Source organism: Kitasatospora sp. NPDC058492, assembly GCF_042720685.1.
GTDB lineage: Bacteria > Actinomycetota > Actinomycetes > Streptomycetales > Streptomycetaceae > Kitasatospora.
On the sequence record NZ_JBHXMU010000018.1, the window covers coordinates 115002 to 139862 of the forward strand.

General features: G+C 73.5%; 14 protein-coding genes and 1 rRNA gene. 3 read left to right on the forward strand and 12 right to left on the reverse strand.

Annotated elements, in window-relative coordinates:
• Positions 1-30: 30 nt before the first annotated feature.
• Positions 31-1632, reverse strand: coding sequence for a S8 family serine peptidase (locus ACFWPI_RS14755; protein ID WP_380377583.1), 1602 nt, complete (start codon positions 1630-1632; stop codon positions 31-33).
• Positions 1633-1804: 172 nt separating this feature from the next.
• On the opposite strand from ACFWPI_RS14755, the gene ACFWPI_RS14760 reads away from it, so the two are divergent.
• Entirely contained in the window at positions 1805-6538 is a 4734-nt protein-coding gene (locus tag ACFWPI_RS14760; RefSeq protein WP_380424813.1) for an ATP-dependent helicase, read from the forward strand.
• Between the two features lie 77 nt (positions 6539-6615).
• On the opposite strand, the gene ACFWPI_RS14765 is transcribed toward ACFWPI_RS14760, so the two are convergent.
• The 9 genes from ACFWPI_RS14765 to ACFWPI_RS14805 form a co-directional block, all read right to left on the reverse strand.
• A complete protein-coding gene (locus ACFWPI_RS14765; protein ID WP_380377579.1) occupies positions 6616-6903 on the reverse strand; it encodes a hypothetical protein in 288 nt (95 codons plus the stop codon).
• A 55-nt stretch (positions 6904-6958) separates the two neighbouring features.
• Complete coding sequence (locus tag ACFWPI_RS14770; RefSeq protein WP_049660741.1) at positions 6959-7327, reverse strand: helix-turn-helix domain-containing protein; 369 nt, start codon at positions 7325-7327, stop codon at positions 6959-6961.
• 380 nt (positions 7328-7707) lie between these two features.
• Positions 7708-8184, reverse strand: coding sequence for a CinA family protein (locus ACFWPI_RS14775; protein ID WP_380377605.1), 477 nt, complete (start codon positions 8182-8184; stop codon positions 7708-7710).
• Positions 8185-8216: 32 nt separating this feature from the next.
• A complete protein-coding gene (gene pgsA, locus ACFWPI_RS14780; RefSeq protein WP_063349317.1) occupies positions 8217-8855 on the reverse strand; it encodes a CDP-diacylglycerol--glycerol-3-phosphate 3-phosphatidyltransferase in 639 nt (212 codons plus the stop codon).
• Entirely contained in the window at positions 8852-10345 is a 1494-nt protein-coding gene (rimO, locus tag ACFWPI_RS14785; RefSeq protein ID WP_063349316.1) for a 30S ribosomal protein S12 methylthiotransferase RimO, read from the reverse strand. The genes pgsA and rimO overlap by 4 nt, the downstream gene beginning before the upstream one ends.
• 117 nt (positions 10346-10462) lie before the next feature.
• The gene (locus ACFWPI_RS14790; protein WP_363374410.1) at positions 10463-11326 is read right to left on the reverse strand and encodes a RodZ domain-containing protein; all 864 of its coding nucleotides are present in this window, start codon (positions 11324-11326) and stop codon (positions 10463-10465) included.
• A gap of 263 nt (positions 11327-11589) precedes the next feature.
• Complete coding sequence (locus ACFWPI_RS14795; protein ID WP_380377576.1) at positions 11590-14244, reverse strand: DNA translocase FtsK; 2655 nt, start codon at positions 14242-14244, stop codon at positions 11590-11592.
• A gap of 146 nt (positions 14245-14390) precedes the next feature.
• Positions 14391-15029 carry a response regulator gene (locus tag ACFWPI_RS14800; protein WP_063351395.1) on the reverse strand — a complete coding sequence of 213 codons (639 nt, stop codon included), beginning with the start codon at positions 15027-15029 and terminating at the stop codon, positions 14391-14393.
• Positions 15030-15323: 294 nt separating this feature from the next.
• Positions 15324-19832: a HAMP domain-containing protein gene (locus ACFWPI_RS14805; protein ID WP_380377603.1), complete on the reverse strand. Its 4509-nt coding sequence runs from the start codon at positions 19830-19832 to the stop codon at positions 15324-15326.
• Between the two features lie 571 nt (positions 19833-20403).
• On the opposite strand from ACFWPI_RS14805, the gene ACFWPI_RS14810 reads away from it, so the two are divergent.
• Both ACFWPI_RS14810 and ACFWPI_RS14815 read left to right on the forward strand, forming a co-directional pair.
• Complete coding sequence (locus tag ACFWPI_RS14810) at positions 20404-22965, forward strand: SpoIIE family protein phosphatase (RefSeq protein WP_380377575.1); 2562 nt, start codon at positions 20404-20406, stop codon at positions 22963-22965.
• 304 nt (positions 22966-23269) lie between these two features.
• On the forward strand, positions 23270-23833 hold the full coding sequence (locus ACFWPI_RS14815) for an acetate uptake transporter (RefSeq protein WP_063349313.1): 564 nt from the start codon (positions 23270-23272) through the stop codon (positions 23831-23833).
• On the opposite strand, the gene ACFWPI_RS14820 is transcribed toward ACFWPI_RS14815, so the two are convergent.
• Both ACFWPI_RS14820 and rrf read right to left on the reverse strand, forming a co-directional pair.
• Positions 23826-24671 (reverse strand): phosphatase PAP2 family protein, encoded by an 846-nt coding sequence (locus tag ACFWPI_RS14820; protein ID WP_079135872.1) that lies wholly within the window; start codon positions 24669-24671, stop codon positions 23826-23828. The genes ACFWPI_RS14815 and ACFWPI_RS14820 overlap by 8 nt on opposite strands.
• A gap of 98 nt (positions 24672-24769) precedes the next feature.
• Positions 24770-24861 (reverse strand): 5S ribosomal RNA (gene rrf, locus ACFWPI_RS14825); the annotation flags it as partial.

Consider the following 24861-nt stretch of genomic DNA (forward strand, 5'->3'; position numbering starts at 1 on the left):
CGGGCGGCGTCACCCGGTTTTCCGCCCGCCTCAGCGCGGCAGCGCGAGCAGCCCGGCACCGAAGTACTGCCGGGCCCCGCAGGCGTACGGCCCGGGCGGGCAGGCGGCCGCCGCGGTGCCGGCGAGCAGGGCGGCGAGCGGGCCGGAGCCGTAGTCCGGGTGCAGGGCGGCGGCCACCGCGACCGCGCCGGTGACGTGCGCCGCCGCCATCGAGGTGCCGGCCAGTGCCGCGTACTGCCCGCCCGGCCAGTCGGAGACGATCGCGCCCTGCGGCCCGCTGTCCGGGTCGCCGCCGGGGGCGGCCAGCGAGACCCGGCCGCGGCCGTAGTTCGAATAGCCGGACGGGCGGCCGTCCCGGTTGACGGCGGTGACGGTGACGACGCCGGGCAGTTCGCCGGGCAGCCGGATGCACTCGGTGCCCAGGTAGCGGGAGCGGGCCGGGCCGGAGACCCGGTCGTTGGGGCTGCGCTCGTCCGTCCGGGCGGCGCCGAGGTCCTGCCCGTCGTTGCCCGCCGAGGCGACCACGACGGCGCCCTTGCGCTGGGCGTAGCCGGAGGCCCGGCCGACGGCGGCGATCAGCGCGGCCTGGTCCTGGTCCTCCGGGCAGTTGTACTTCCACGGGTCGGCGAAGTAGCTGTTGTTGATCGCCTTGGCGCCGTGGTCGGCGGCCCAGAGCATGCCGCAGACGATGTTCTCGGCGTAGTACTGGCCGAGCGGTCCGAGCAGCCGGACGGCGGCGATCCGCACGCCCGGCGCGACCCCGGTGATGCCGTGGCCGTCCCGGGTGGCGCCGACGATCCCGGCGACGTGGGTGCCGTGGCCGCTCTCGCTGACCCCGGGGTCGGGCCGCCAGGAGCCGGAGCGGGCGTCGGGCCGGCCGTCGGCGCAGGAGACGGAGGCCTTCGGGTCGACGGCGGCGCGCAGGTCGGGGTGGGTGTCGTCGACGCCGGAGTCGAGCACCGCGACCAGCACCTTGTGCAGTGCGTCGGCGGTCGGCGCGCCGGCGGGACCGCGGATCCCGGTGGAGGTGTCGCCGGCCCGGGCGCCTGCGCCGCCGAGCATGGCGAGGTTCCACGGGTCGCCCTCGCTCGGGTCGGGCACCGTGACGGTGCCGCCGTCCTGCCGGTCGGTGCTGTCGCGCCGGGCGCTGTCGGTGCTGCTGCGACGGGCGTGACCGCTGTCGCGACGGGCGTGATCGGTGCTGCTGCGGCCGGCGCGGTCGGCGCGGTCGGTACCGGCGGCGAAGTCCCCGGCGCCGTCCAGCAGGCGGGGCGGGGCGACCACCGGTTCGGTCCGGGTGGTGCCGACGGCGGCGATCCCGGGCCGGGCCCGCAGCGTGCCCGCGAAACCGCCGGTGGCGTACGCCAGGACGGCCCCGATCTGCGGGTACTCCTGGACCACCTGCCCGCCCGCCGCCCGACTCTCGGCCCCGGCCAGGGCGGCCCCGGCGGCGTCCTCCTGCTCGGCGAGCACCAGGTAGCTGAGGTAGGGCCGGCCGGATCCGGAGACGTACGGGACGGCGCCGCCGACCACGAGTGCGGTGAGCAGCATCGCGAGCAGCGCCCGGGCGGGCCCGCGGACGCGGCGGCGGGCGGCACGGGCGGGACCGCCGGACGGGTTCACCTGCGCCATCGCACGGTCTCCGCTCGTCGGTCCGGTGGGTCGGGGGTGGGTCACTGGCCTGATTCATCACCATATGAGCGGATTTGCCTTTTTGCTCCTTTAACTACACCCATGCTCACCACACCCGTGCGACCTCCGCTCCCCCACCCCGGTTGTCGGTGCCACCCGGCACCATGGGGGCATGGCGCCCCCGCACCCGACCCCGCCGAACGACGACCCCCTGGCCGGATTCGCCCCGACCACCCGGGCCTGGTTCACCGGCGCCTTCTCCGCCCCCACCACCGCCCAGGCCGAGGCCTGGCGCGCCATCCGGCAGGACACCGACGTCCTGGTGGTCGCCCCCACCGGCTCCGGCAAGACGCTCGCCGCCTTCCTCTCCGCCCTGGACCGGCTGAGCAGCACCCCGCCCCCGGCGGACCCCAAGCGCCGCTGCCGGGTCCTGTACGTGTCACCGCTCAAGGCCCTCGCGGTGGACGTCGAGCGCAACCTGCGCGCCCCGCTGACCGGCCTGCGCCAGGCCGCCGTCCGGCTCGGCCTGCCCGAGCCCGAGGTCCAGGTCGCCACCCGCTCCGGCGACACCCCCGCCGCCGACCGCCGCCGCTTCGCCACCCACCCGCCGGACATCCTGATCACCACCCCCGAGTCGCTGTTCCTGCTGCTCACCTCCGCCTCCCGGGAGGCGCTGCGCGGCGTCGACACGGTGATCCTCGACGAGGTGCACGCCGTCGCCGGCACCAAGCGCGGCGCCCACCTCGCGCTCAGCCTGGAGCGGCTGGACGAACTCCTGGAGCGCCCGGCCCGCCGGATCGGCCTGTCCGCGACCGTCCGCCCGGTCGAGGAGGTGGCCCGCTACCTCAGCCCGCAACGCGGCGCCGTCGTCGTCCAGCCCGCCGCCGCCAAGGAGTTCGACCTGTCGGTGGTCGTCCCCGTCCCCGACCTGGACGACCTGCCCGCGGCCCCGGCCACCGGCGCCTCCTCCGACGCCGACCCGCAGCGGCAGGCGTCGATCTGGCCGCACGTCGAGGAGCGGATCGTCGACCTGGTCCAGGCGCACCGCTCGACCATCGTCTTCGCCAACTCCCGCCGCCTCGCCGAGCGCCTGTGCAACCGGCTGAACGAGATCGCCCTCGAACGGGCCACCGGTGAGCCGCTGCCCGAGGCGCACTCCCCCGCCCAGCTGATGGCCGAGTCCGGCGTCGCCAAGGGCGCCCCGCCGGTCATCGCGCGCGCCCACCACGGCTCGGTCTCCAAGGAGCAGCGGGCGCTGGTCGAGGAGGAGTTGAAGGCCGGCCGGCTGCCCGCCGTGGTCGCCACCTCCAGCCTGGAACTGGGCATCGACATGGGCGCCGTCGAGCTGGTCGTCCAGGTCGAGTCCCCGCCCTCGGTCGCCTCCGGCCTGCAACGGGTCGGCCGGGCCGGCCACCAGGTCGGCGCCGTCTCCACCGGCGTCTTCTTCCCCAAGTACCGCGGGGACCTGGTGCAGTCCGCCGTGGTCACCGAGCGGATGCGGGCCGGCCGGATCGAAGCGCTGCGCGTCCCGCGCAACCCGCTGGACGTGCTCGCCCAGCAACTGGTCGCGATGACGGCGCTGGACGCCTGGCCGGTGGACGACCTGCTCACCGTGGTCCGCCGCGCCGCGCCCTTCGCCACCCTCCCGCAGTCCGCCTTCGAGGCCGTGCTCGACATGCTGGCCGGCCGCTACCCCTCGGACGCCTTCGCCGAGTTGCGCCCCCGGGTGGTCTGGGACCGGGTGGCCGGCACCGTGACCGGCCGCCCCGGCGCCCAGCGGCTCGCCGTCACCTCCGGCGGCACCATCCCCGACCGCGGCCTGTTCGGCGTCTTCATCGCCGGCGCCGACCCTAAAAAAGGCGGCGGCCGGGTCGGAGAGCTCGACGAGGAGATGGTCTACGAGTCCCGCGTCGGCGACGTGTTCACCCTCGGCACCACCTCCTGGCGGATCCAGGAGATCACCCACGACAAGGTGCTGGTCACCCCCGCCCCCGGCGTGCCCGGCCGGCTCCCGTTCTGGAAGGGCGACACCCTCGGCCGCCCGCTCGAACTCGGCCGCGCCCTCGGCGCGTTCACCCGCGAGCTGGGCGCCCTGGAGCCCGAGGCCGCCACCGCCCGGCTGCACCGGGCCGGCCTGGACGACTGGGCCGCCGCCAACCTGCTCGACTACCTCGCCCAGCAGCGCGCGGCCACCGGCCACCTCCCGGACGACCGCACCATCGTCGTCGAGCGCTTCCGGGACGAGCTCGGCGACTGGCGGATCGTCATCCACTCCCCCTTCGGCGCCCAGGTGCACGCCCCCTGGGCGCTCGCGCTCGGCGCCCGGCTGCGCGAGAAGCACGGCCTCGACCCCCAGGTCATGCACGCCGACGACGGCATCGTGCTGCGCCTGCCGGACGCCGACCTCCTCGCCACCGACTTCGACTTCAACAGCCCCTCGGAGCAGTCCGGTTCGGACGAGGCCCCGGTCGGCGCCGACGCCGCCCTGTTCGACGCCGCCGAGATCGAGCAGCTGGTCACCGACCAGGTCGGCGGCTCCGCCCTGTTCGCCTCCCGCTTCCGCGAGTGCGCCGGCCGTGCCCTGCTGCTCCCGCGCCGCAGCCCCGGCCGCCGCACCCCGCTCTGGCAGCAGCGCCAACGCGCCGCCCAACTGCTCGAAGTCGCCTCCGAGTACGGCTCGTTCCCGATCGTCCTGGAGGCCGTCCGCGAGTGCCTCCAGGACGTCTTCGACGTGCCGGGCCTGGTCGAGCTGATGGGCGACCTCGAATCCCGCGCCGTCCGCCTGGTCGAGGTCACCACCCCCGAGCCCTCGCCCTTCGCCCGCTCCCTCCTGTTCGGCTACGTCGCCCAGTTCCTCTACGAGGGGGACTCCCCGCTCGCCGAGCGCCGCGCCGCCGCCCTCTCGCTCGACTCCCGGCTGCTGTCCGAGCTCCTCGGCCAGGCCGAGCTGAGCGAACTGCTCGACCCGCAGGTGCTCGCCGAGTTGGAGGCCGAGCTCCAGCGCCTCACGCCCGAGCGCCGGATCAAGGACGCCGAGGGCGTCGCCGACGCGCTGCGCCTGCTCGGCCCGCTCACCGACGCCGAGCTGGCGGCCCGCGGCGCCGAACCGCTCTGGGCCCTGGAGTTGGAGGCCGCCCGCCGGGTGATCCAGGTCCGGATCGCCGGCGAGCGGCGCTGGTCCGCCGTCGAGGACGCCGGGCGGCTGCGCGACGCGCTCGGCACCCCGCTGCCGGTCGGCGTCCCCGAGGCCTTCACCGAGCCGGTCAAGGATCCGCTGGGCGACCTGCTCGCCCGCTACGCCCGCACCCACGGCCCGTTCGCCGCCGCCGAGGCGGCCGCCCGCTTCGGCCTCGGCACCGCCGTCGTCACCGGCACCCTGCACCGGCTCACCGCCGCCGGCCGCCTGGTCCAGGGCCAGTTCCGCCCACCCGTCGCCCGCCGGTCCCCTTCGCCGGAGGCGCTCCACACCACCCCTCCCGACCACACCACCACCGAGTGGTGCGACGCCGAGGTCCTGCGCCGGCTGCGCCGCCGCTCGCTGGCCGCCCTGCGCCAGGAGGTCGAACCCGTCCCGCCGCGCGCCCTGGCCGCGTTCCTCCCGCAGTGGCAGCACCTGGCCGGCCACCGGCTGAGCGGCCCGGACGGCCTGCTCCGGGTGGTCGAACAGCTCCAGGGCACCGCCCTGCCCGCCTCCGCCCTGGAGAAGCTGATCCTCCCGGCCCGGCTCACCGGCTACTCCCCCGGCCTGCTGGACGAGTTGACGGCGGCCGGCGAGATCGGCTGGTGCGGGGCCGGCGCGCTGCCCGGCAAGGACGGCTGGCTCAGCCTGCACCTGGCCGAGCACGCCCACCTGCTGCGCCCCGAGCCCGTCCCGCCCGCGCTCACCCCCGTGCACAGCGCGCTGCTGGCGGCGCTGGCCGGCGGCTACGGCCTGTTCTTCCGCCAGTTGGTCCAGCAGCTGCCGGAGGAGACCCCGGAGCCGGAGGTCGTCGAGGCGCTCTGGGACCTCGTCTGGGCCGGGTACGTCACCAACGACACCCTCGCCCCGCTGCGCGCCCTGCTCGGTTCCGGCCGGACGGCCGGTGCCACCGCCCACCGCGCGCCCCGGGCGACCCCGCGCGGCCGCTACGGCGGCGCCGGCCGCGCCTTCGGCCGGGTCGGCGGCGCGCTGCGCGGCGGCCCGCCGACGGTGGCCGGGCGCTGGTCGCTGCTGCCCGCCTTCACCACCGACCCGACGGTCCGGGCCACCACCCAGGCGCAGAGCCTGCTGGACCGGCACGGCCTGGTCACCCGGGGCGCGGTGGCGGCCGAGCGGGTCCCGGGCGGCTTCGCCGGGGTGTACCGGGTGCTCGCCGCGATGGAGGAGCGCGGCCGGGCCCGCCGGGGCTACTTCGTCGAGGGGCTGGGCGGCGCCCAGTTCGCCATGGAGGGCGCGGCCGACCGGCTGCGCTCGGTCAACGGCCGGCTGGAGCGGGCCCGGGCCGCCGAGTGGCCGGCCGCCCCGGCCACCGAGCCGCCGCAGGTGCTGGTGCTGGCCGCCGCCGATCCGGCGAACGCCTACGGCTCCGCACTGCCCTGGCCGGAGCCGCCGACGGCCCCCGGAGCCAAGGAGGCCCGGGCGCACCGCCCGGGCCGCAAGGCGGGCGCCCTGGTGGTGCTGGTGGACGGCGAGTTGGCGCTGTACGTCGAGCGGGGCGGCAAGTCGCTGCTGGCCTGGCCGGAGGACGGCGCCATCCGGGCGCTGGCGGTGGGCGCGCTGGCGGCCGCGGTCCGCGAGGGTGCGCTCGGCAGCGTCACGGTCGAGCGGGCGAACGGCGAGCCGGCCCTCGGCTCGGCGCTGGGCGCCGCGTTGGAGGAGGCCGGTTTCCACGCCACCCCGCGCGGCCTGCGCCTGCGGTCCTCCTGAGGTCCGCCGACGCCGAAGGCCGCGGGGCATCCGGTGCCCCGCGGCCTTCGTTCGCTCGTATCACCCGTTCGAGTGGTTCAGCCGACCGTCGGCGGTTGCGCCGCCACCCGGGCCACGGCCTCCTTTGACGGGCGCCGCTGCGGCCCGGTGGCGTTCCGGTCGGCGTGGACCGGGATCAGGCCGAGTCCCCAGCCGCCGGCCGCGAGCAGTCCCAGCACGGCGCCGTCGGCCAACTGTCCCCGGACCGCCGGCAGCCACCAGACCAGCCCTGCCGTCAGGATCACCAGGACCCGGCGGGCCGGCCACGGTATCAGTAGCCGCAGCCGTATTCGAGCCTCCGTGCACGCCGTCGCGGATCTCCGCACGACCGCCCTCCTTCGCTCGCCCCGGGCACCAGGAGCCCGGGAGTCGAGGCCGGGTTCAGGCGGCGACCACGTCCATCGCGGCGGCCTTGGGCGACATGTTCGCCCGGTCGGTGCCGGGGGCGGGCAGCGGAACCGGTTCGAGTACCGGCCTCAGCAGATCACCTTCGGAGAGGGTGGCCATCGCCGCAAGTTCAGCGAGCGACAGTTCGTCGCTGACCTCGCGCATGACCTCGGACATCCGGACGTCGAGCGCGTCGCAGATGGCGGAGAGCAGCTCCGAGGAGGCCTCCTTCTGTCCCCGCTCGACCTCGGAGAGGTAACCGAGCGAAACCCTGGCTGCCGCCGACACCTCGCGGAGTGTGCGGCCCTGGCGCTGGCGCTGCCGACGCAGTACATCGCCCAGTAGGCGACGAAGCAGGATCATCGGTGCCTCCCTCCTCGGACTGCGGATCGAGATGTCACGACCCCACCGTACCGCCTTGCCCGCTTCGCGTGCGGGGACCCTGGTCGTGTTCACTCTGGGCTGCAAGGCCGTCCCCCTCCTCGTTCCGGTGTCGTTTCCGGGTCCGCGGGCCCCTCGTGGTAACCCTCGCGGACCGCCCGGCCACCGTCACGCAACTCGTTCGCCACCTGGTTTCTGCCCAACCAGGCCCTTGGATGTAACACGATCCTCCAGCTGTGCCGTGCCCGCGGACCGGATCGGCGGATCTCGGTTCGGTGGAGATCGCCGCGATCGGGGCTCCACCACGCCTCCGCGGCGCCTCCAACGGGCTGCGGGACGCCCGGGTGCGGGCCCCGCGGGGTTCAGGTCGTGGGCGTACCGGCCCGGAGCCGCCCGACGAACAGCTCCAGAGCGGCGGTCACCGCCCCGTGACGGATTCTGGCACGCCCGCCCGACAGCCGGGGCGAACTGACCAGAGTTCCCTCCGGACCGGCGACCGCCAGGTGTACGGTGCCCACCGGCTGCCCGTCCTGCGGGTCCGGCCCGGCCACCCCGGTCGTCGCGATCCCGTACGTGGCCCCCAGCAGCCGGCGCACGCCCTCGGCCATCTGCCCCGCCACCACCGGGTGGACCGGCCCGTACACCGCCAGGAGCCCCTCGTCCACACCGAGCACCGAGGCCTTCAGCTCGGTGGCGTACGCGGTGACCGAGCCCCGGAAGGTCGCGGACGCCCCGGGGACGTCGACCAGGGCGGCCGCGAGCAGCCCTCCGGTCAGCGACTCGGCGACGGCCAGCGTGCCGCCCCTGGCGCGCAGCGCCTCGTGCGCCCGTACCGCCAGCTCGTGCTCCGTCACCCGGTCTCCCCCGTCGCTCACCGGCCCGCGCGCTCCGCGGCCAGTCCCTCGCGGCGCATGCGCAGCGCCTGTCCGACGTAGTCCAGCGCGGTGCCGATGGTCAGCAGTACCGCCAGGGCCATCAGCACGGCCCGGGCGGTGGCCAGCCAGCCGGTCAGCTCCAGGACGTACATGCCGACCGCGATGCCCTGGGTCAGCGTCTTGATCTTGCCGCCGCGGCTGGCCGGGATGACGCCGTAGCGGATCACCCAGAAGCGCATCAGGGTGATGCCGAGTTCGCGGGCCAGGATCACCGCGGTGACCCACCAGGGCAGGTCTCCGAGCAGCGAGAGGCCGATCAGCGCCGAGCCCATGATCGCCTTGTCGGCGATCGGGTCGGCGATCTTCCCGAAGTCGGTGACCAGGCCCTTGCGCCGGGCCAGCTCGCCGTCGAACAGGTCGGTGATCATCGCGATGGCGAACGACGCCCAGGCGACCGAGCGCCACTTGGGGTCGTGCCCGCCGTCGGCGAACAGCAGCGACACGAAGACCGGCACCAGCAGCAGCCGGAGCATCGTGAGCATGTTGGCGATGTTCCAGACAGCCGGCACCGGCGGCACCGCGGCCGGCGGTCTGCCCGGATGGGCCGCGGCCGGGGCGCCGGGCCCCTTGGTCATTCCCCGGCTCCCGGGGCCTGACGGACCCGGACCGGCTCCAGCGCCTCGGCGATCAGGTCGACGCCCTCGCTGGCGACCACCTTGGCCCGGTGGAACTGGCCGATCTGCGGGTCCTCGACGCCGGTGAGGGTGGTCAGGCCGTCGGTCTCGGGGGCCTGGTGGGCGGCCCGGCCCTCGACCACGCCGTCCTCGATGGACTCGATCAGGACCTCGACCTCGGTGCCGACGCGCTGCTCGGCCCGCTGGGCGGTCATCTCCTCGGCCAGCCGGCTGAGCCGGTTCAGCCGGTCGGCGATCACGTCCTCGGACAGCTTGCCGTCGTAGGTCGCGGCCTCGGTGCCGTCCTCGTCGGAGTAGCCGAAGACGCCGATCGCGTCCAGCCCGGCGTGCGTGACGAAGCGCTCCAGCTCGGCGAAGTCCGCCTCGGTCTCGCCGGGGAAGCCGACGATGAAGTTGGACCGGGCGCCGGCCTGCGGGGCTCGGTCGCGGATGGTCTTCAGCAGGTCCAGGAACTGGTCGGTGGAGCCGAAGCGGCGCATCCGGCGCAGCACGGCGGGCGCCGAGTGCTGGAAGGACAGGTCGAAGTAGGGCACCACGTCCGTGGTCCCGGTCATCGCGTCGATCAGCCCGGGGCGCATCTCGGCGGGCTGCAGGTAGGAGACCCGGACCCGCTCGACGCCCTCGATCGCGGAGATCTCGCCGAGCAGCGTCTCCAGCAGCCGGATGTCGCCGAGGTCCTTGCCGTACGAGGTGTTGTTCTCGCTCACCAGGACGACCTCGCGCACGCCCTGCTCGGCCAGCCACTGGGCCTCGTGCAGCACGTCGGAGGGGCGGCGGGAGATGAAGGAGCCGCGGAACGCCGGGATGGCGCAGAAGGAGCACCGCCGGTCGCAGCCGGAGGCGAGCTTGACCGAGGCGACCGGGTTGTCGTCGAGCCGCTTGCGCAGGGTGCGCGGGCCGGAGGCCGGGGCGAGGCCCTCGGGCAGGTCGGTGATCGGCTCGGCCGGGGTCTCGGCGGCGCCGTGGCCGGGCAGCGCGACGGCCTCGGCGGCGGACTGCCGCTCGGCCGGGCTGATCGGCAGAAGCTTGCGGCGGTCGCGCGGGAGGTGCGGGGCGTGGTGGCCGCCGGAGAGGATGGTCTGGAGGCGGTCGGAGATGTCGGAGTAGTCGTCGAAGCCGAGCACGCCGTCGGCCTCGGGCAGGGCGTCGGCGAGCTCCTTGCCGTAGCGCTCGGCCATGCAGCCGACCGCGACGACGGCCTGGGTGCGGCCGTGCCCCTTGAGGTCGTTGGCCTCCAGCAGGGCGTCCACGGAGTCCTTCTTGGCGGCCTCGACGAAGCCGCAGGTGTTGACGACGGCGACGTCCGCTTCGGCGGCGTCGTCGACGAGCAACCAGCCGTCGGCTTCCAGTCGCCCGGCGAGTTCCTCGGAGTCCACCTCGTTGCGGGCGCATCCGAGCGTGACAAGGGCGACAGTACGGCGTTCAGGCATAGGGCCAAGATTAACGCGCGGCCTCCGGTGCCGTTCGCCCCGGAGGCCGCGCGCCTCGGATTACCAGATCTTCGCCAGGCCGCAGGGCCGCTCTCCAGGGCCTCCGCAGGCCTGTGGTCAGCCCGCCTGCGGATCGCCGGGGGTGTACGTGACGTGCACCACCTGGCCGTCCTTGCCGAGGAGGCCGAGATCCTTGCCGTTGACGTACGCGTGCACGGCCCCGCCGTTTCCGAGCACCAGCTTGATCTGCTTGGGGTCGGTGAAGGTCTGGTCCTGGCCGTCGCTGATGTTGTTCTGGAACAGCGACTTCCCGCTGCCGTCCACCGCGGACACCCAGCTGGTGCTGCCCTCGGCGACCAGTTTCACGGTGACCTTGTCGGCCGGGACGGCGGCGATCGCGGCCGCACTCGGCACGGGCGCCGGCGGCTGCACGGTGGGCGAGGGCACGGAGGCGACCGAGCCGGTGCCGGAGCCGCTGGGCAGCGGCGCGCTGGCGGAGCCGGTGCCGGTGTGGCCGTCCTTGCCGCTGACCAGGTTGAAGCCGATCAGGACGACCACCACGACGATCGCGGAGACCATGGCCGCCGCCCAGTTCGGCCGGCCGCGGCCGGGCACCTTGATCGGGCCGCTGTCGATCAGCTGGGTCGGCCGCTTGGAGGCGGGCGAGCCGCCGTGCGCGGCGTCGTACCGGGCGATCAGGGCCTCGCCGTCGACGCCGACCTCGCGGGCGATCGCGCGGATGTGCCCGCGGGCGTAGAAGTCGCCGCCGCAGCGGCCGAAGTCGTCCTCCTCGATGGCGTGGACGATCGGCACCCGGACCCGGGTCGCCGTACTCACCTGGTCCACCGTGAGCCCGGCCTCGATCCGGGCGGTGGACAGCACCCGGCCGATGCTCGGGGCATCGGCCGCCTGCACCGCGTCGTCGGTCGGCTCGACGGACGACGGGGCGTTCTCGCGGTCGGGGGACTTGCCGATGGTCACGGGGCACGCCTTTCGAGCGGATGGCCACCTGCTGGGGAACAGTCTAGGGGCGCGGGCGGATCGTTTCTCAAGCGGAACAGGCCCGAATGCGCGCGCCCGCCCCGACGGGTGCCCGGCACCCCGCTGAACGGCCGTCAGCGGGCCCGCGCGGGGAACCCGGGGGGTTCGCTTTCCGGCCTGTGACGCGGCGTACGGGCGTTCGGTTCCCCTTCACGCGCCTACCCTCCTCCGAACGGGTGAACACTCGTCGCAGGCGCGGGTCGTCAGCCGCGCAGACCGACCAGCACCCCGTCCAGCTCGTCCGGCTTCACCAGGACGTCGCGGGCCTTGGAACCCTCGCTCGGCCCGACGATCCCGCGCGACTCCATCAGGTCCATCAGCCGCCCCGCCTTGGCGAAGCCGACCCGGAGCTTGCGCTGGAGCATCGAGGTCGAGCCGAACTGGGTGGAGACCACCAGCTCGGCCGCCTGGATCAGCAGGTCCAGGTCGTCGCCGATCTCCTCGTCGATCTCCTTCTTGGCCCCGCCGCCGACCGTCACGTCGTCCCGGTAGACGGCGGTCAGCTGGTCCTTGCAGTGCTGCACCACCGCGGCGATCTCCGCCTCGGTGACGAACGCGCCCTGGAGGCGGATCGGCTTGCCGGCGCCCATCGGCAGGAACAGCGCGTCGCCCTTGCCGATCAGCTTCTCCGCGCCGGGCTGGTCCAGGATGACCCGGGAGTCGGCCATCGCGGAGGTCGCGAAGGCCAGCCGGGACGGCACGTTGGCCTTGATCAGACCGGTGACCACGTCCACCGAGGGCCGCTGGGTGGCCAGCACCAGGTGGATGCCGGCCGCGCGGGCCAGCTGGGTGATCCGGACCACCGAGTCCTCGACGTCGCGCGGCGCCACCATCATCAGGTCGGCCAGCTCGTCGACGATCACCAGCAGGTACGGGTACGGGGTCAGCTCGCGCTCGCTGCCGAGCGGCGGGGTGACCGTGCCGGCCTTCACCGCCGCGTTGAAGTCGTCCACGTGCCGGAAGCCGAACGCCGCGAGGTCGTCGTAGCGCAGGTCCATCTCGCGGACCACCCACTGGAGGGCCTCGGCGGCCTTCTTCGGGTTGGTGATGATCGGCGTGATCAGGTGCGGGATGCCCTCGTACGCGGTCAGTTCGACCCGCTTGGGGTCGACCAGCACCATCCGCACCTCGTCCGGGGTGGCCCGGGCCAGGATCGAGGTGATCAGGCAGTTGATGCAGGACGACTTGCCCGCGCCGGTCGCGCCGGCCACCAGGATGTGCGGCATCTTGGCGAGGTTGGCCATCACGGTCTGGCCCTCGACGTCCTTGCCCATGCCGACGACCATCGGGTGGGTGTCCTCGGCGGCCGTGCGCGAGCGCAGCAGGTCGCCGAGGTTGACCATCTCGCGGTCCCGGTTGGGGATCTCGATGCCGACCGCGGACTTGCCCGGGATCGGGCTGATGATCCGCACGTCGGCGCTGGCCACCGCGTACGCGATGTTCTTGGCGAGCGCGGTGATCCGCTCCACCTTGACGGCCGGGCCGAGCTCGACCTCGTAGCGGGTCACCGTCGGGCCCCGGGTGAAGCCGGTGACCCTGGCGTCCACCTTGAACTCGGCGAAGGTGCTGCTGAGCTGGGCCACCACCTCGTCGCTGAGGGCGCTGCGGGCCTTGGCCGGGCCACCGCGCTCCAGCAGGTCGAGCGGGGGCAGCGCGTAGGTGACGTCGCCGGCCAGCTGGAGCTGCTCCATCCGCACCGGGGCCGGGCCGTGCTCCTCGGGCGCGCCCGGGCCCGCGCTGCGGGCGGCCGGGACGGCGGCCTCCTCCGGCGGGGCGGTGCGGTCCTGCACCTGGTGCATCATGTTCGCCACCGCCGAGGAGGCGGGCACGCCGTAGACGAGTGCCCCGTCCAGGTCGGCGGCGGCGCCGGCGGCGAGGTCGCGGGTGGCGTACGGGTCCAGCGGCTCCTTGTCCAGGGACACCCGGACGGCGTCGGGCTGGTCCTCGTCGTCCGTCGGCTTGCGGCGGCGGCGCCGACGGCGGGCGGCCACCTCGTCGCCCGGGTCCTCGCTGCCCACGGTGAACGGCAGCGCGGCGGGGTCCGCGTCCTCGGGCGGCTCGGTGGACAGGTCGCGCTCCGGCGTACGCCCCTCGCGCAGCTCGTCCTCCGGCCCGGGCTCCACCACGCCGAGGCGCACGCCGGCCGACCGCAGCCGCTCGGGAATGCGGTTGACCGGGGTGGCGGTGACCACCAGCAGGCCGAAGAAGGACAGCAGCAGGAGCAGCGGCACGGCCAGCGCCGGCCCGGCGGCGGCCATCATCGGGGTGGACACGGCCCAGCCGATGATCCCGCCGGCCGCCCTTATCCGCGAGGCGCCGCTGCCCATCATGGGCGCGCCGCAGCCGATGTGCACCAGGCCGAGGACGCCGACCAGCAGCGCGCTCAGGCCGATCATGATCCGGCCGTTGGCCTCCGGCAGCTCCGGGTGGCGCCAGAGCCGGACCGCGATCCCGGCCAGCAGGAACGGCACCAGCACGTCGAGCCGCCCGAACAGCCCGGACACCACGGCGGTGGCCGCCTCGCCCAGCCAGCCCTGCGGGCTGAACCAGGTGCCGGCGGCGGTCACCAGCGCGAGTGCGAACAGCAGCAGGCCCAGCCCGTCCTTGCGGTGGGCCGGGTGGAGGTTCTTGGCCCCGTCGCCGAAGCCCCGGAAGATCGCGGCGATGCTGTTCGCCACGCCGAGCCAGACGGCCCGGACGGCCCGGAAGAGTATCGGTTTGGGCGGCGGCGGGGACGGCGGGGCCGGTTTGGCCGCCGCCTTCTTCGCGGGCGGCTTGCCCGGGGCCTTCGCCGCGGCCTTCTTGGACGGTCCCGGACTCGGGTTGCGTGCCGCGCTTCCGGGCGTACGAGTGGCCATGGGTCAGCAGCCTACCGGGGTGGGCCACCAGTGCACATGTGCCCGAGCCGGGACTCAGGGACGTGTCGCAGACACACCGTCACGCTGACCCGGTTTCACCCGGCCGCGCCAGAAATTCACCCGCAGGAGTGAACCCCGCCGACCGGTTACGCGGTTCCCGGCCGGAGCGCGTCCAGGGCCCGGCGCAGCCCTGCCAGCTTGCGCTCCAGGTGCGCCGCGGTGGCCGCCACCCCGGCGTCCTCGACGCCGTCCAGCTGCTTGCCCAGCGCCTCCGCCTGCTCCTCGACCGCCGCCAGCCGCGCGGACAGCTCGCCCAGCAGCGCCCCTCCCAGGGGCGGCTCGCCGCCGCCCGCCTCCAGTTGCAGCCGCAGCAGCGCGGCCTGCTCCTTCAGCTGGCAGTTCTTCACGTACAGGTCGACGAAGACCGAGACCTTGGCGCGCAGCACCCACGGGTCGAAGGGCTTGGAGATGTAGTCCACGGCCCCGGCCGCGTAGCCGCGGAAGGTGTGGTGCGGTCCGTGGTTGATCGCGGTCAGGAAGATGATCGGGATGTCCCGGGTGCGCTCGCGGCGCTTGATGTGGGCGGCCGTCTCGAAGCCGTCCATCCCGGGCATCTGGACGTCCAGCAGGATCACCGCGAAGTCGTCGGTGAGCAGCGCCTTGAGCGCCTCCTCGCCGGAGACGGCGCGCACCAGCGTCTGGTCCAGCGCGGAGAGGATCGCCTCCAGCGCCAGCAGGTTCTCCGGTCGGTCGTCGACCAGGAGGATCTTCGCCTTCTGCATCAGGGCTCGCCCTCCTGTCGCCTGCCTGCCGCCCGGTGATGGCACTCGCGTCCTGCCCACCGCTACCCCGGTCATGCTAGCCGCACCCCCTCGCCCGGCACATCGCTCCGTCGTGACCCGATCCGGAGCGGCGCGCGGCCAGTGCTCCGGCGCACGCTCAGCAGCGTGTCGCCGTCCGGTCACTGTTCGCAACGATCGGTGACCCTACCGGGTTCCCGGGCCCGACCGCCAGCAAACCGGCCCACCGGACGGCGCGAACCCCGGAGCCCGCCCCGGAGTTCGCGCCCTCCCCCGGCGCTACGCGCGGTCCGACCGCAGCCACTCGCGCATCACCGCCAGCAGGTGGTCGGTCTCCACCGGCTTGGTGATGTGGTCGGTGGCGCCCGCCTCCAGCGACTTCTCCCGGTCGCCCTTCATCGCCTTCGCGGTCAGCGCGATGATCGGCAGGCCCGCGAACTGGGGCATCCGGCGGATCGCCTCGGTGGTCGCGTAGCCGTCCATCTCCGGCATCATGATGTCCATCAGGACCAGCGCCACGTTCTCGTGCTGCTCCAGCATCTCGATGCCCTCGCGCCCGTTCTCGGCGTACAGGACGGTCAGGCCGTGCTGCTCCAGCACGCTGGTGAGGGCGAACACGTTGCGGACGTCGTCGTCCACGATCAGCACCTGCTGGCCGTCGAAGCGCACGTCGCTGCGGCTGGGGCGGGGCGGGGCGGGCTCCACCGGGCGGGCCCCGGCGGCGGCGTCCAGGGCGGCGCTGCGCCGGCGCTCCACCGCTCCGCGGCGGCGCTCCTCGGCCAGCTCGCGGACCTCCTGGGCCCAGTGGTCGGCCGGGTTCTCGCCGACCGGCACGGGCACCCCGATCGGGGTCACGCCGACGGAGGCGCGCAGCGTCGGGACGCTCGACACGGCCGGGCGCTCGACCTGGGTCGCGCCCGGGGCCTCGGTGCGCAGCGGCAGGTAGAGCGTGAACGTGGAGCCCTTGCCCAGCTCGCTCTCGGCGTGGATCTCGCCGCCCAGCAGCCGCGCGATCTCGCGGCTGATCGACAGGCCGAGCCCGGTGCCGCCGTACTTGCGGCTGGTGGTGCCGTCGGCCTGCTTGAACGCCTCGAAGATCTCCCGCAGCTTGTTGCCGGGGATGCCGATGCCGGTGTCGGAGACCGCGAAGGCGATCAGCTCGTCGTCCGGGTCCTTGATCGAGCCGGACTCCAGCAGCCGCTCGCGCACGTGCTGCGGGACCTCCGCGCCGGCCGGGGAGATCGAGAAGTCGACCGCGCCGGCGTCGGTGAACTTGACGGCGTTGGAGATCAGGTTGCGCAGCACCTGCTGGAGCCGCTGCTCGTCGGTGTGCAGGGTGACCGGCAGGGCGGGCGAGACCCGGACGGCGAAGTCCAGGTTCTTGTCCAGCGCGACCGGCTGGAAGGTGGCCTCGACGTAGTCGACCAGCTGGACCAGGGCGATCCGGGCCGGGCGGACGTCCATCTTGCCGGCCTCGACCTTGGAGAGGTCGAGGATGTCGTTGATCAGCTGGAGCAGGTCGGAGCCGGCGCCGTGGATGGTGTCGGCGAACTCGACCTGCTTGGGCGAGAGGTTGCCCTCGTTGTTGTCGGAGAGCAGCTTGGCCAGGATCAGCAGCGAGTTGAGCGGGGTGCGCAGCTCGTGCGACATGTTGGCGAGGAACTCGCTCTTGTACCGGGAGGCCAGGGCGAGCTGCTCGGCGCGCTCCTCCAGGACCTGCCGGGCCTCCTCGATCTCGCTGTTCTTGATCTCGATATCGCGGTTCTGCTGGGCGAGTTGCTCGGCCTTCTCCTGCAACTCCTCGTTGGTGCGCTCCAGTTCCTCCTGGCGCGCCTCCAACTCGGCGGATCGCATCGAGAGTTCGGCGGTGAGCCGCTGGGACTCCAGCAGCAGACCCTCGGTCTTGGTGTTGACGCTGATGGTGTTGACGGTGACGCCGATCAGGTCGGCGATCTGGTTGAGGAAGTCCAGCGCGACGGTGGTGAAGGAGCTGAAGGTGGCCAGCTCGATCACGCCCAGCAGCCGGCCCTCGAACAGCACCGGCAGCACCACGATGTGGGCCGGCGAGGCCTCGCCGAGGCCGGAGGCGATCTTGAGGTATCCGGGCGGCGCCTCCTTGAGGATGATCGCCCGCTTCTCCACCGCGGCCTGCCCGATCAGCGACTCGCCGGGCCGGAAGGTGGTCGGCATCGCGCGCCGCTGGTAGCCGTAACTGCCGATCAGCCGCAGGACGGTGTCGTTCTCGTCGTCGTCCTCGGTGATCAGCTCGGCGGTGCGGCCGGCCGGCTGGGCGAGGAAGAAGGCGCCGTGCTGGGCGGAGACCACCGGGGTCAGCTCGGTCATGATCAGCGAGGCGACGGCCTCCAGGTCCCGGCGGCCCTGGAGCAGGCCGGAGATCCGGGCCAGGTTGGTCTTGAGCCAGTCCTGCTCCTGGTTGGTGCGGGTGGTCTCGCGCAGGTTGGCGATCATCTGGTTGATGTTGTCCTTGAGCTCGTCGAGCTCCCCCGCGGCGTCCACGTCGATCCGCAGGCTCAGGTCGCCCCTGGTCACGGCGGTGGCGACCTGGGCGATCGCGCGCACCTGCCGGGTCAGGTTGTTGGCCAGTTCGTTCACCGATTCGGTGAGGTCCTGCCAGGTGCCGTCCACGCCGGGTACCCGGGCCTGGCCGCCGAGCCGCCCGTCGGTGCCCACCTCGCGGGCGACCCGGGTGACCTCGTCGGCGAACGCGGACAGCTGGTCGACCATGGTGTTGATGCTGGTCTTGAGCTGGAGGATCTCGCCGCGCGCGTCGACGTCGATCTTCTGCGAGAGGTCGCCGCGGGCCACCGCCGTGATCACCAGCGCGATGTTGCGGACCTGGCCGGTGAGGTTGTTGGCCATCAGGTTGACGTTGTCGGTCAGGTCCTTCCAGATGCCGGCCACGCCCGGCACGCTCGCCTGACCGCCCAGGGTGCCGTCGGTGCCGACCTCGCGGGCCACCCTGGTCACCTCCACCGCGAAGGAGGAGAGCTGGTCGACCATGGTGTTCAAGGTCCCGGCGAGGGCGGCGACCTCGCCCTGCGCCTCGATGGTGATCTTCTTGGACAGGTCGCCGCGGGCCACCGCGGTGGCGACCTCGGCGATGTTGCGGACCTGCCCGGTCAGGTTGGACGCCATGAAGTTGACGTTGTCGGTCAGGTCCTTCCAGATCCCCGACACCCCGCGCACCCGCGCCTGGCCGCCCAGGATCCCCTCGGTGCCCACCTCGCGGGCGACCCGGGTCACCTCGTCGGCGAACGCCGACAGCTGGTCGACCATGGTGTTGACGGTCGTCACCAGCTCCAGGATCTCGCCCCGGGCGTCGACGGTGATCTTCTTCGACACGTCGCCGCGCGCCACCGCCGTGGTCACCTCGGCGATGTTGCGGACCTGGCTGGTCAGGTTGTTGGCCATCAGGTTGACGCTGTTGGTCAGGTCCTTCCACGTCCCGGACACCCCGGGCACGCTCGCCTGACCGCCGAGGATGCCCTCGGTGCCGACGTCCCGGGCCACCCTGGTGACCTCGTCGGCGAAGGCGCCCAGCTGGTCCACCATCGTGTTGATGGTGTTCTTCAGCTCCAGGATCTCCCCGCGCGCGTCCACCTGGATCTTCTGCGACAGGTCGCCCTTGGCGACCGCGGTCGTCACCTGCGCGATGTTGCGCACCTGATCGGTGAGGTTGTTCGCCATGAAGTTGACGTTGTCGGTCAGGTCGCGCCACACCCCGGCCGCCCCGGGCACCTGCGCCTGACCGCCGAGCCGCCCCTCGGTGCCCACCTGGCGGGCCACCCTGGTCACCTGTTCGGCGAAACCGGAGAGCTGGTCGACCATCGTGTTGATGGTGTTCTTCAGCTCCAGCATCTCGCCGCGCGCGTCCACCTCGATCTTCTGCGAGAGGTCCCCGCGCGCCACCGCCGTGGTCACCTGGGCGATGTTGCGCACCTGGCCGGTCAGGTTGTCGGCCATGAAGTTCACCGAGTCGGTCAGGTCCCGCCAGACCCCGGCCACGCCCGGCACCTGCGCCTGGCCGCCGAGCCGGCCCTCGGTGCCCACGTCCCTGGCCACCCCGGTGACCTGGGCGGCGAACCCGTTCAGCTGGTCCACCATCGTGTTGACGGTGTTCTTCAGCTCCAGCATCTCGCCGGCCACCTCGACGGTGACCTTGCGGGACAGGTCGCCCTTGGCCACCGCGGTGGTCACCTGGGCGATGTTGCGCACCTGCGCGGTCAGCCGGCCGGCCATGGTGTTGACCGAATCCGCCAGGTCCTTCCAACTGCCGGACACACTGCGGACCTTGGCCTGGCCGCCCAGCTTGCCCTCGGTGCCCACCTCGCGGGCCACCCGGGTCACCTCGTCGGTGAACTCCGAGAGCTGGTCCACCAGCCCGTTGACGGTCCGGCCGATCTTCAGGTATTCGCCGCGCAGCGGGTGGCTCACCCCGTTGCTGTGCAGCGAGCGCAGCTCCATCTTCTGGTCCAGGTCGCCCTCGGCGATCGAGGAGAGCACCCGGCCCACCTCGGCCATCGGACGGGCCAGATCGTCGATCAGCGCGTTGCAGTTGTCGACGGCCGCCATCCAGGCGCCCTCGCCCGCGCCGGTCTCCAGCCGCTCGTTCAGCCGGCCCTCGCGGCCCACCGCCCGCCGCACCCGGGCCAGTTCGCCGGTCAGGTGCTGATTGCGCTCGGCGACCTCGTTGAACACCGCGGCGATCTCCGCCAGCGGACCGTCCCCCGGAACCGTCAGCCGGCGGCGGAAGTTGCCGTCCCGCATCGCGGTCAGCGCGGCCAGCAGCTTCCGCAGTTCGGCCGGCTCCGCCCCCCGGTTGTGGCTCACTCGCCGGCCGGCCGCGTTCCGCGGCGCGGTCCCGGACCGCCCACCGCGCGGAACGGGCGGCGTCGTACCGGTTGCGTCCTTGGTGGCCGAACTCAACGGGCCCCTCCCACATCGTGAACTTTCCCGGTGACCGTCCGTGCCGGTACGGCACGCACCGGGGCACCGGCCCGGTCGGGCTGCGTACCGGCGCCCCACACGGCACACCGGCACCCGCATCGACCGTACTGCTCCGACCGGCCGTCGCGGACCCCCCAGTCTGGCAGCACCGGCGCCGGGTATACGGCCGGTTGCGCCCGGTTGGTAGCCGACCGTCCGAAACAGGTGGGCAGAATCACTCTCAGGTGCCTGTTTCAACGCCCCGTCCCCACGGGGAACCAAGCGGAAAGTAGGGTGGAGCGCTGCACCGGGCCATGACCCGACCCAGCGCCGCCACCCCGGCGGCACGCACCGGGAGTCGGCGCCACGCCCCGGACAGTCAAGGCCAGAGCAGCAGAGGAGAAGTGGCAACGTGGTCACCGCGCGCGCAGCCGCCACCTTCGACCCCGACGGCCGGTCCGCAGCCGCCGCCCGGGGCTTCGTACGGGACGCGCTGCTCGGCTGGGGTCTGCCCGAGGTCGTCGACGACGCCGTCGTCCTGGTCAGCGAACTGGTCACCAACGCCGTCGTCCACGCCGGCACCGCCGCCGAGGTGTGCTGCCTGCGGGAGGAGGGCACCGTCCGGATCGAAGTCACCGACCACCACCCCGAACGCGGCCTGCCCTCCCTCGGCGACGGCCCCGTCACCGCCTCCGACCGCTACGCCGACCCCGACGGCGAGGGCGGCCGCGGCCTGCTGATGTGCTCCGCCCTCGCCGAGCGCTGGGGCGTCGAGTACGCGGCCGGGCGCAAGACCGTCTGGTTCCGGCTCGCCCTGCCCGCCCCCGTGGCCGGCACCCGCTACGCCGTCCCCGCGACCCCCGACAGCGACCTGCCCAGCGGCCCCGGCCCGGTGCACGTCGCCGTCGTCCAGCTCGACGAGGACGGCCGCGTCCTCGCCTGGAACCCGGACGCCGAGGCGCTCTTCCAGTACCCCGCCGCCACCGTCCTCGGCCGCCCCTGGGCCGACCTCGCCGTCTGGCCGCAGTCCGCCGGCCGCGGCCTCGGCCTCGCCGACACCCTGCGGCTGGCCCGCTGGGAGGGCGGCTACGGCGTCCGCCGCGCGGACGGCCACGAGGTCGAGGTGTACGGCGTCCAGGTCCGCGTACGCGACACCGAGGGCGTCCCCTCCACCCTCTGCCTGCTCGTCCTCGAACCCGACCGCGCGGTGCTTCGCTCCCCCGCCCGCGCCCTGCCCGGCGAGCGTTCCGACCCGACCGGCCCCCGGCTCGACCTGCTGGCCGGCCCGGTCGCCACCGACGACCTCGACACCCTGCTCCAGCGCACCGTCGAACGCGCCCGCGACCTGCTCGACGCCGACGCCGCATACCTGCTGCTGACCACCGACGACGAGACCGAGTTCGAGGTCCGCGCCGCCACCGGCTTCACCTCCGGACACCGCCGGCACACCCGCTTCCCGGTCGACACCGGCAGCCGCTACGACTCCGCCCGGCTGCCCTCCGTCCACGAGGACCTCACCTCCCGCCCGACCGGCCTGCCCCTGCTCACCGGCAGCGGCATGCGCTCCCTGGTCACCGTCCCGCTCAAGGTCGAGGGCCGGCTGATCGGCTCGCTCGGCATCGCCACCGCCGCGCCCGGCCGCTACGACAACGAGGACGCCCTGCGGCTGCAGTTCGCCGCCGACCGGGTCGCCCTCGCCGTCGAGAGCACCCGGCTGACCGAGCTCGAACGACTCCGCCGGGGCTCGCTGTCCTTCCTCGTCGAGGCCTCCGACCTGCTCGCCGGCACCCTCGAACACGAGCAGACCCTCGCCCTGATGGCCCAGATGGCCGTCCCCACCCTCGCCTCCTGGTGCGCCGTCTACACCAAGGGCGACCACGGCGCCGCGGCCGGCCTCGCCTTCGTCCTGCACGAGGACGAGGACCGGATCGACCCGCTGCGCGACCTGCTCGACAAGACCCCGGCCCCCGACGCCGGCCCGACCCACGGCGTCCGCTTCTGGTCGGCGCCCGCCGAGACCGCCGCCGCCGGCGGCCTCACCGACAGCCCCGAACTCGCCGGACTGCTCGGCGAGACCGTCGTCCTGCCGCTGACCGCCCGCAACCGGGTCATCGGCCTGCTCGCGCTCGGCGTCCCGGCCGGCGTCCGGTTCCGCCAGGAGATCCTCGAACTCGCCGAGGACCTCTCCCGCCGGGCCGCCCTCGCGCTCGACAACTCCCGCCTCTACTCCGAGCGCACCGCCACCAGCCAGGCCCTGCAACGCAGCCTGCTGCCGCCGGACCTGCCCGAGATCCCGGGCGTCGAGGTCGACGTCTACTACCAGGCCGCCGGCGAGGGCAACGAGGTCGGCGGCGACTTCTACGACCTGTTCACCATCCGCGAGGGCACCTACGGCTTCGCCATCGGCGACGTCTGCGGCACCGGCCCCGAGGCCGCCTCGGTCACCGGCCTCGCCCGGCACTCGCTGCGCCTGCTCGCCCGCGAGGGCCTGGACGCACCGCAGGTGCTCCGCCGCCTCAACGCGGCCATCCTGGACGAGGGTTCGCGCAGCCGCTTCCTCACCCTGCTCTACGGCGAACTGACGCCCCGCCCGGACGGCAGCATCGAACTGTCCCTGGTCTGCGCCGGCCACCCGCTGCCGCTCCGGCTGGGCACCGACGGCCAGGTCGACCGGGCCGCCACCCCGCAGCCGCTGCTCGGCGTCATGGAGGACCTCGACCTCACCGCCGAGCGCCTGGTGCTCTCCCCCGGCGAGGTCCTGCTGTGCGTCACCGACGGCGTCACCGAACGCCGCGAGGGCAGCCGGATGCTGGGCGACGACGGCCTCGCCGAGGTGCTCACCGGCTGTACCGGCCTGACCGCCGGGGCGGTCGCGATGCGGGTGCAGCGCGCCGTCGAGCGCTTCGCCCCGGAACCGCCGTCCGACGACATGGCCATCCTGACCCTGCGGGTGCCGACCCAGCGCGCCTCGTGAGCCGACACCGCCTCTCGGTCAGCCCCTGGCTCCCCGGTCGGCCCTGAGCGTTCCACAGCTGACATCGTCACAAATTGTTATATTCACAAGGGTACAAGCGAGTACGTCCGGGTACACCGATCTCACCGGGGAATCCCCCGGCGGGGACAGGACCGGCGGCTCTCCCGCCGACCCATCACTTCTGACCGCAGCCCGCGCACGCTCCAGCCGTGCGCCCTCGGCGCGGTCGCGCGCATCCACCTCATCGGACCACACCACTGCGTTGACTGCGCCCTGCGCGCGCCCAAAGTGAAAGGAGCCTCCGGTGAGCAACGAAGCTACCGGGGCAACGAACGCCCGCTCCACCGGAGCCGACGCGGGTAACCTCGGCTACCTCGCACTCGGCCTCACACTGCTCGCCTACGGCCTGCTCTCCACCGGCGTCTTCAGCGGCACCGGGGTCGGGGACGCGGCACACCTCGCCCATCTGGTCGGCGGAGTCACCCTCTTCATCGCGGGCCTGTGGCAGCTCCGCGGCGGCGAGGGCTTCACCGGAACGGCCTTCACCAGCCTCGGCGCCTTCTGGGCGACCTGGTCGACAGCCGGCGGGGCGGGCAAGAACGCCGCCGGCCTGTTCCTCCTGCTCTGGGCCCTGCTCGCCCTCACCCTGACCGCCGCCAGCTGGGGCGCGGGCCTGTTCAGCCGCGCCGTCTACGGCCTGCTCACGCTGTCCCTGCTGCTGAACGCCATCGCCGTCTTCGGCGGCTACAGCGGCCTCGCCAAGTTCGCCGGCTGGGTCGCGGCCGTCTCCGGGCTCACCGCCTGGTACTGGGCCACCTCCGCGCTCAGCAACGGCTCCTGGGGCAGGATCGCCCTGCCGGTCAAATGACCCGCTGCGGCTGATCCGCCGCGGCGTACCGGGGTCGGACCTCCGTGTCGACGGAGGCCCGACCCCGGCGACGTGCCACCAGGGCCTGGGCGGCGTACGCGAGCAGCAGGATCACGACGGCGACGATGCCGTCCGCCCAGAAGTGGTTCGCGGTCACCACGACCACCGCGACGGTCAGCACCGGGTGCAGCACCATCACCCACCGCAGCGGACTCCGCGAGACCCGCACCACCGCGACCGCCGCCAGCACGCACCACGCGACGTGCACCGACGGCATCGCCGACAGCTGGTCGGCCACCACCACACCGCCCATCGCGCCCCCGTACACCGACTGCCCGTACTCGGCGGCCACGTCGACGAACCCGTGCTGCGGCAGCATCCGGGGCGGCGCCACCGGGATGAACTGCACCAGCAGACAGACCGCCGTGGTGATCACCACCGTGTTCCGCACCCACGCGTACCGCTCCCGGTGCCGCACGAACACCCAGAGCAGCACCGCCAGCATCACCGCGAAGTGCATCGCCGCGTAGTAGTAGTTCGCGAGCCTCACCAGCACCGGGTACGGCGTGACGGCCGCCTGCCAGGACGCCTCGTCCGGTAGACCGATCGCCGACTCGGTGCGGTGGATCCAATCCGCCCGGTCCAGCGCGTGGTCTCCGCTCATCACCGAGAGGTGGCCCACCAGCTGCCAGAGCGCGAACAGCGCCAGCAGCGTGCCGGCCTCCCGCAGCAGCGCCGACAGGGACGGCTTCCGGACCCTGGCGGCGGCGTACGCCCCGCCGTAGAGAGCGACCGCGGCGCCCCCGGCGGACTGCCAGGTAAGGGTCAGGTTCTGCAACGGATCGCGCCTCTCCGACAAACTCTGGTTCGTGTGTCGGCAGAGGTTAACGCAAAAAGACCCCCTCCCAGAAGGGAGGGGGTCTTTTCGGAATGATTGTTCGGCGGCGTCCTACTCTCCCACAGGGTCCCCCCTGCAGTACCATCGGCGCTGTAAGGCTTAGCTTCCGGGTTCGGAATGTAACCGGGCG

Excerpts from the sequence above, each read along its gene's own strand:
- pgsA (WP_063349317.1), bottom strand. The coding sequence starts at position 8,855 with ATGACCAAGGGGCCCGGCGCCCCGGCCGCGGCCCATCCGGGCAGACCG.
- ACFWPI_RS14795 (WP_380377576.1), bottom strand. The coding sequence starts at position 14,244 with ATGGCCACTCGTACGCCCGGAAGCGCGGCACGCAACCCGAGTCCGGGA.
- ACFWPI_RS14805 (WP_380377603.1), bottom strand. The coding sequence starts at position 19,832 with ATGCGGGACGGCAACTTCCGCCGCCGGCTGACGGTTCCGGGGGACGGT.
- ACFWPI_RS14760 (WP_380424813.1), top strand. The coding sequence starts at position 1,805 with ATGGCGCCCCCGCACCCGACCCCGCCGAACGACGACCCCCTGGCCGGA.
- rimO (WP_063349316.1), bottom strand. The coding sequence starts at position 10,345 with ATGCCTGAACGCCGTACTGTCGCCCTTGTCACGCTCGGATGCGCCCGC.
- ACFWPI_RS14770 (WP_049660741.1), bottom strand. The coding sequence starts at position 7,327 with ATGATCCTGCTTCGTCGCCTACTGGGCGATGTACTGCGTCGGCAGCGC.
- ACFWPI_RS14755 (WP_380377583.1), bottom strand. The coding sequence starts at position 1,632 with ATGGCGCAGGTGAACCCGTCCGGCGGTCCCGCCCGTGCCGCCCGCCGC.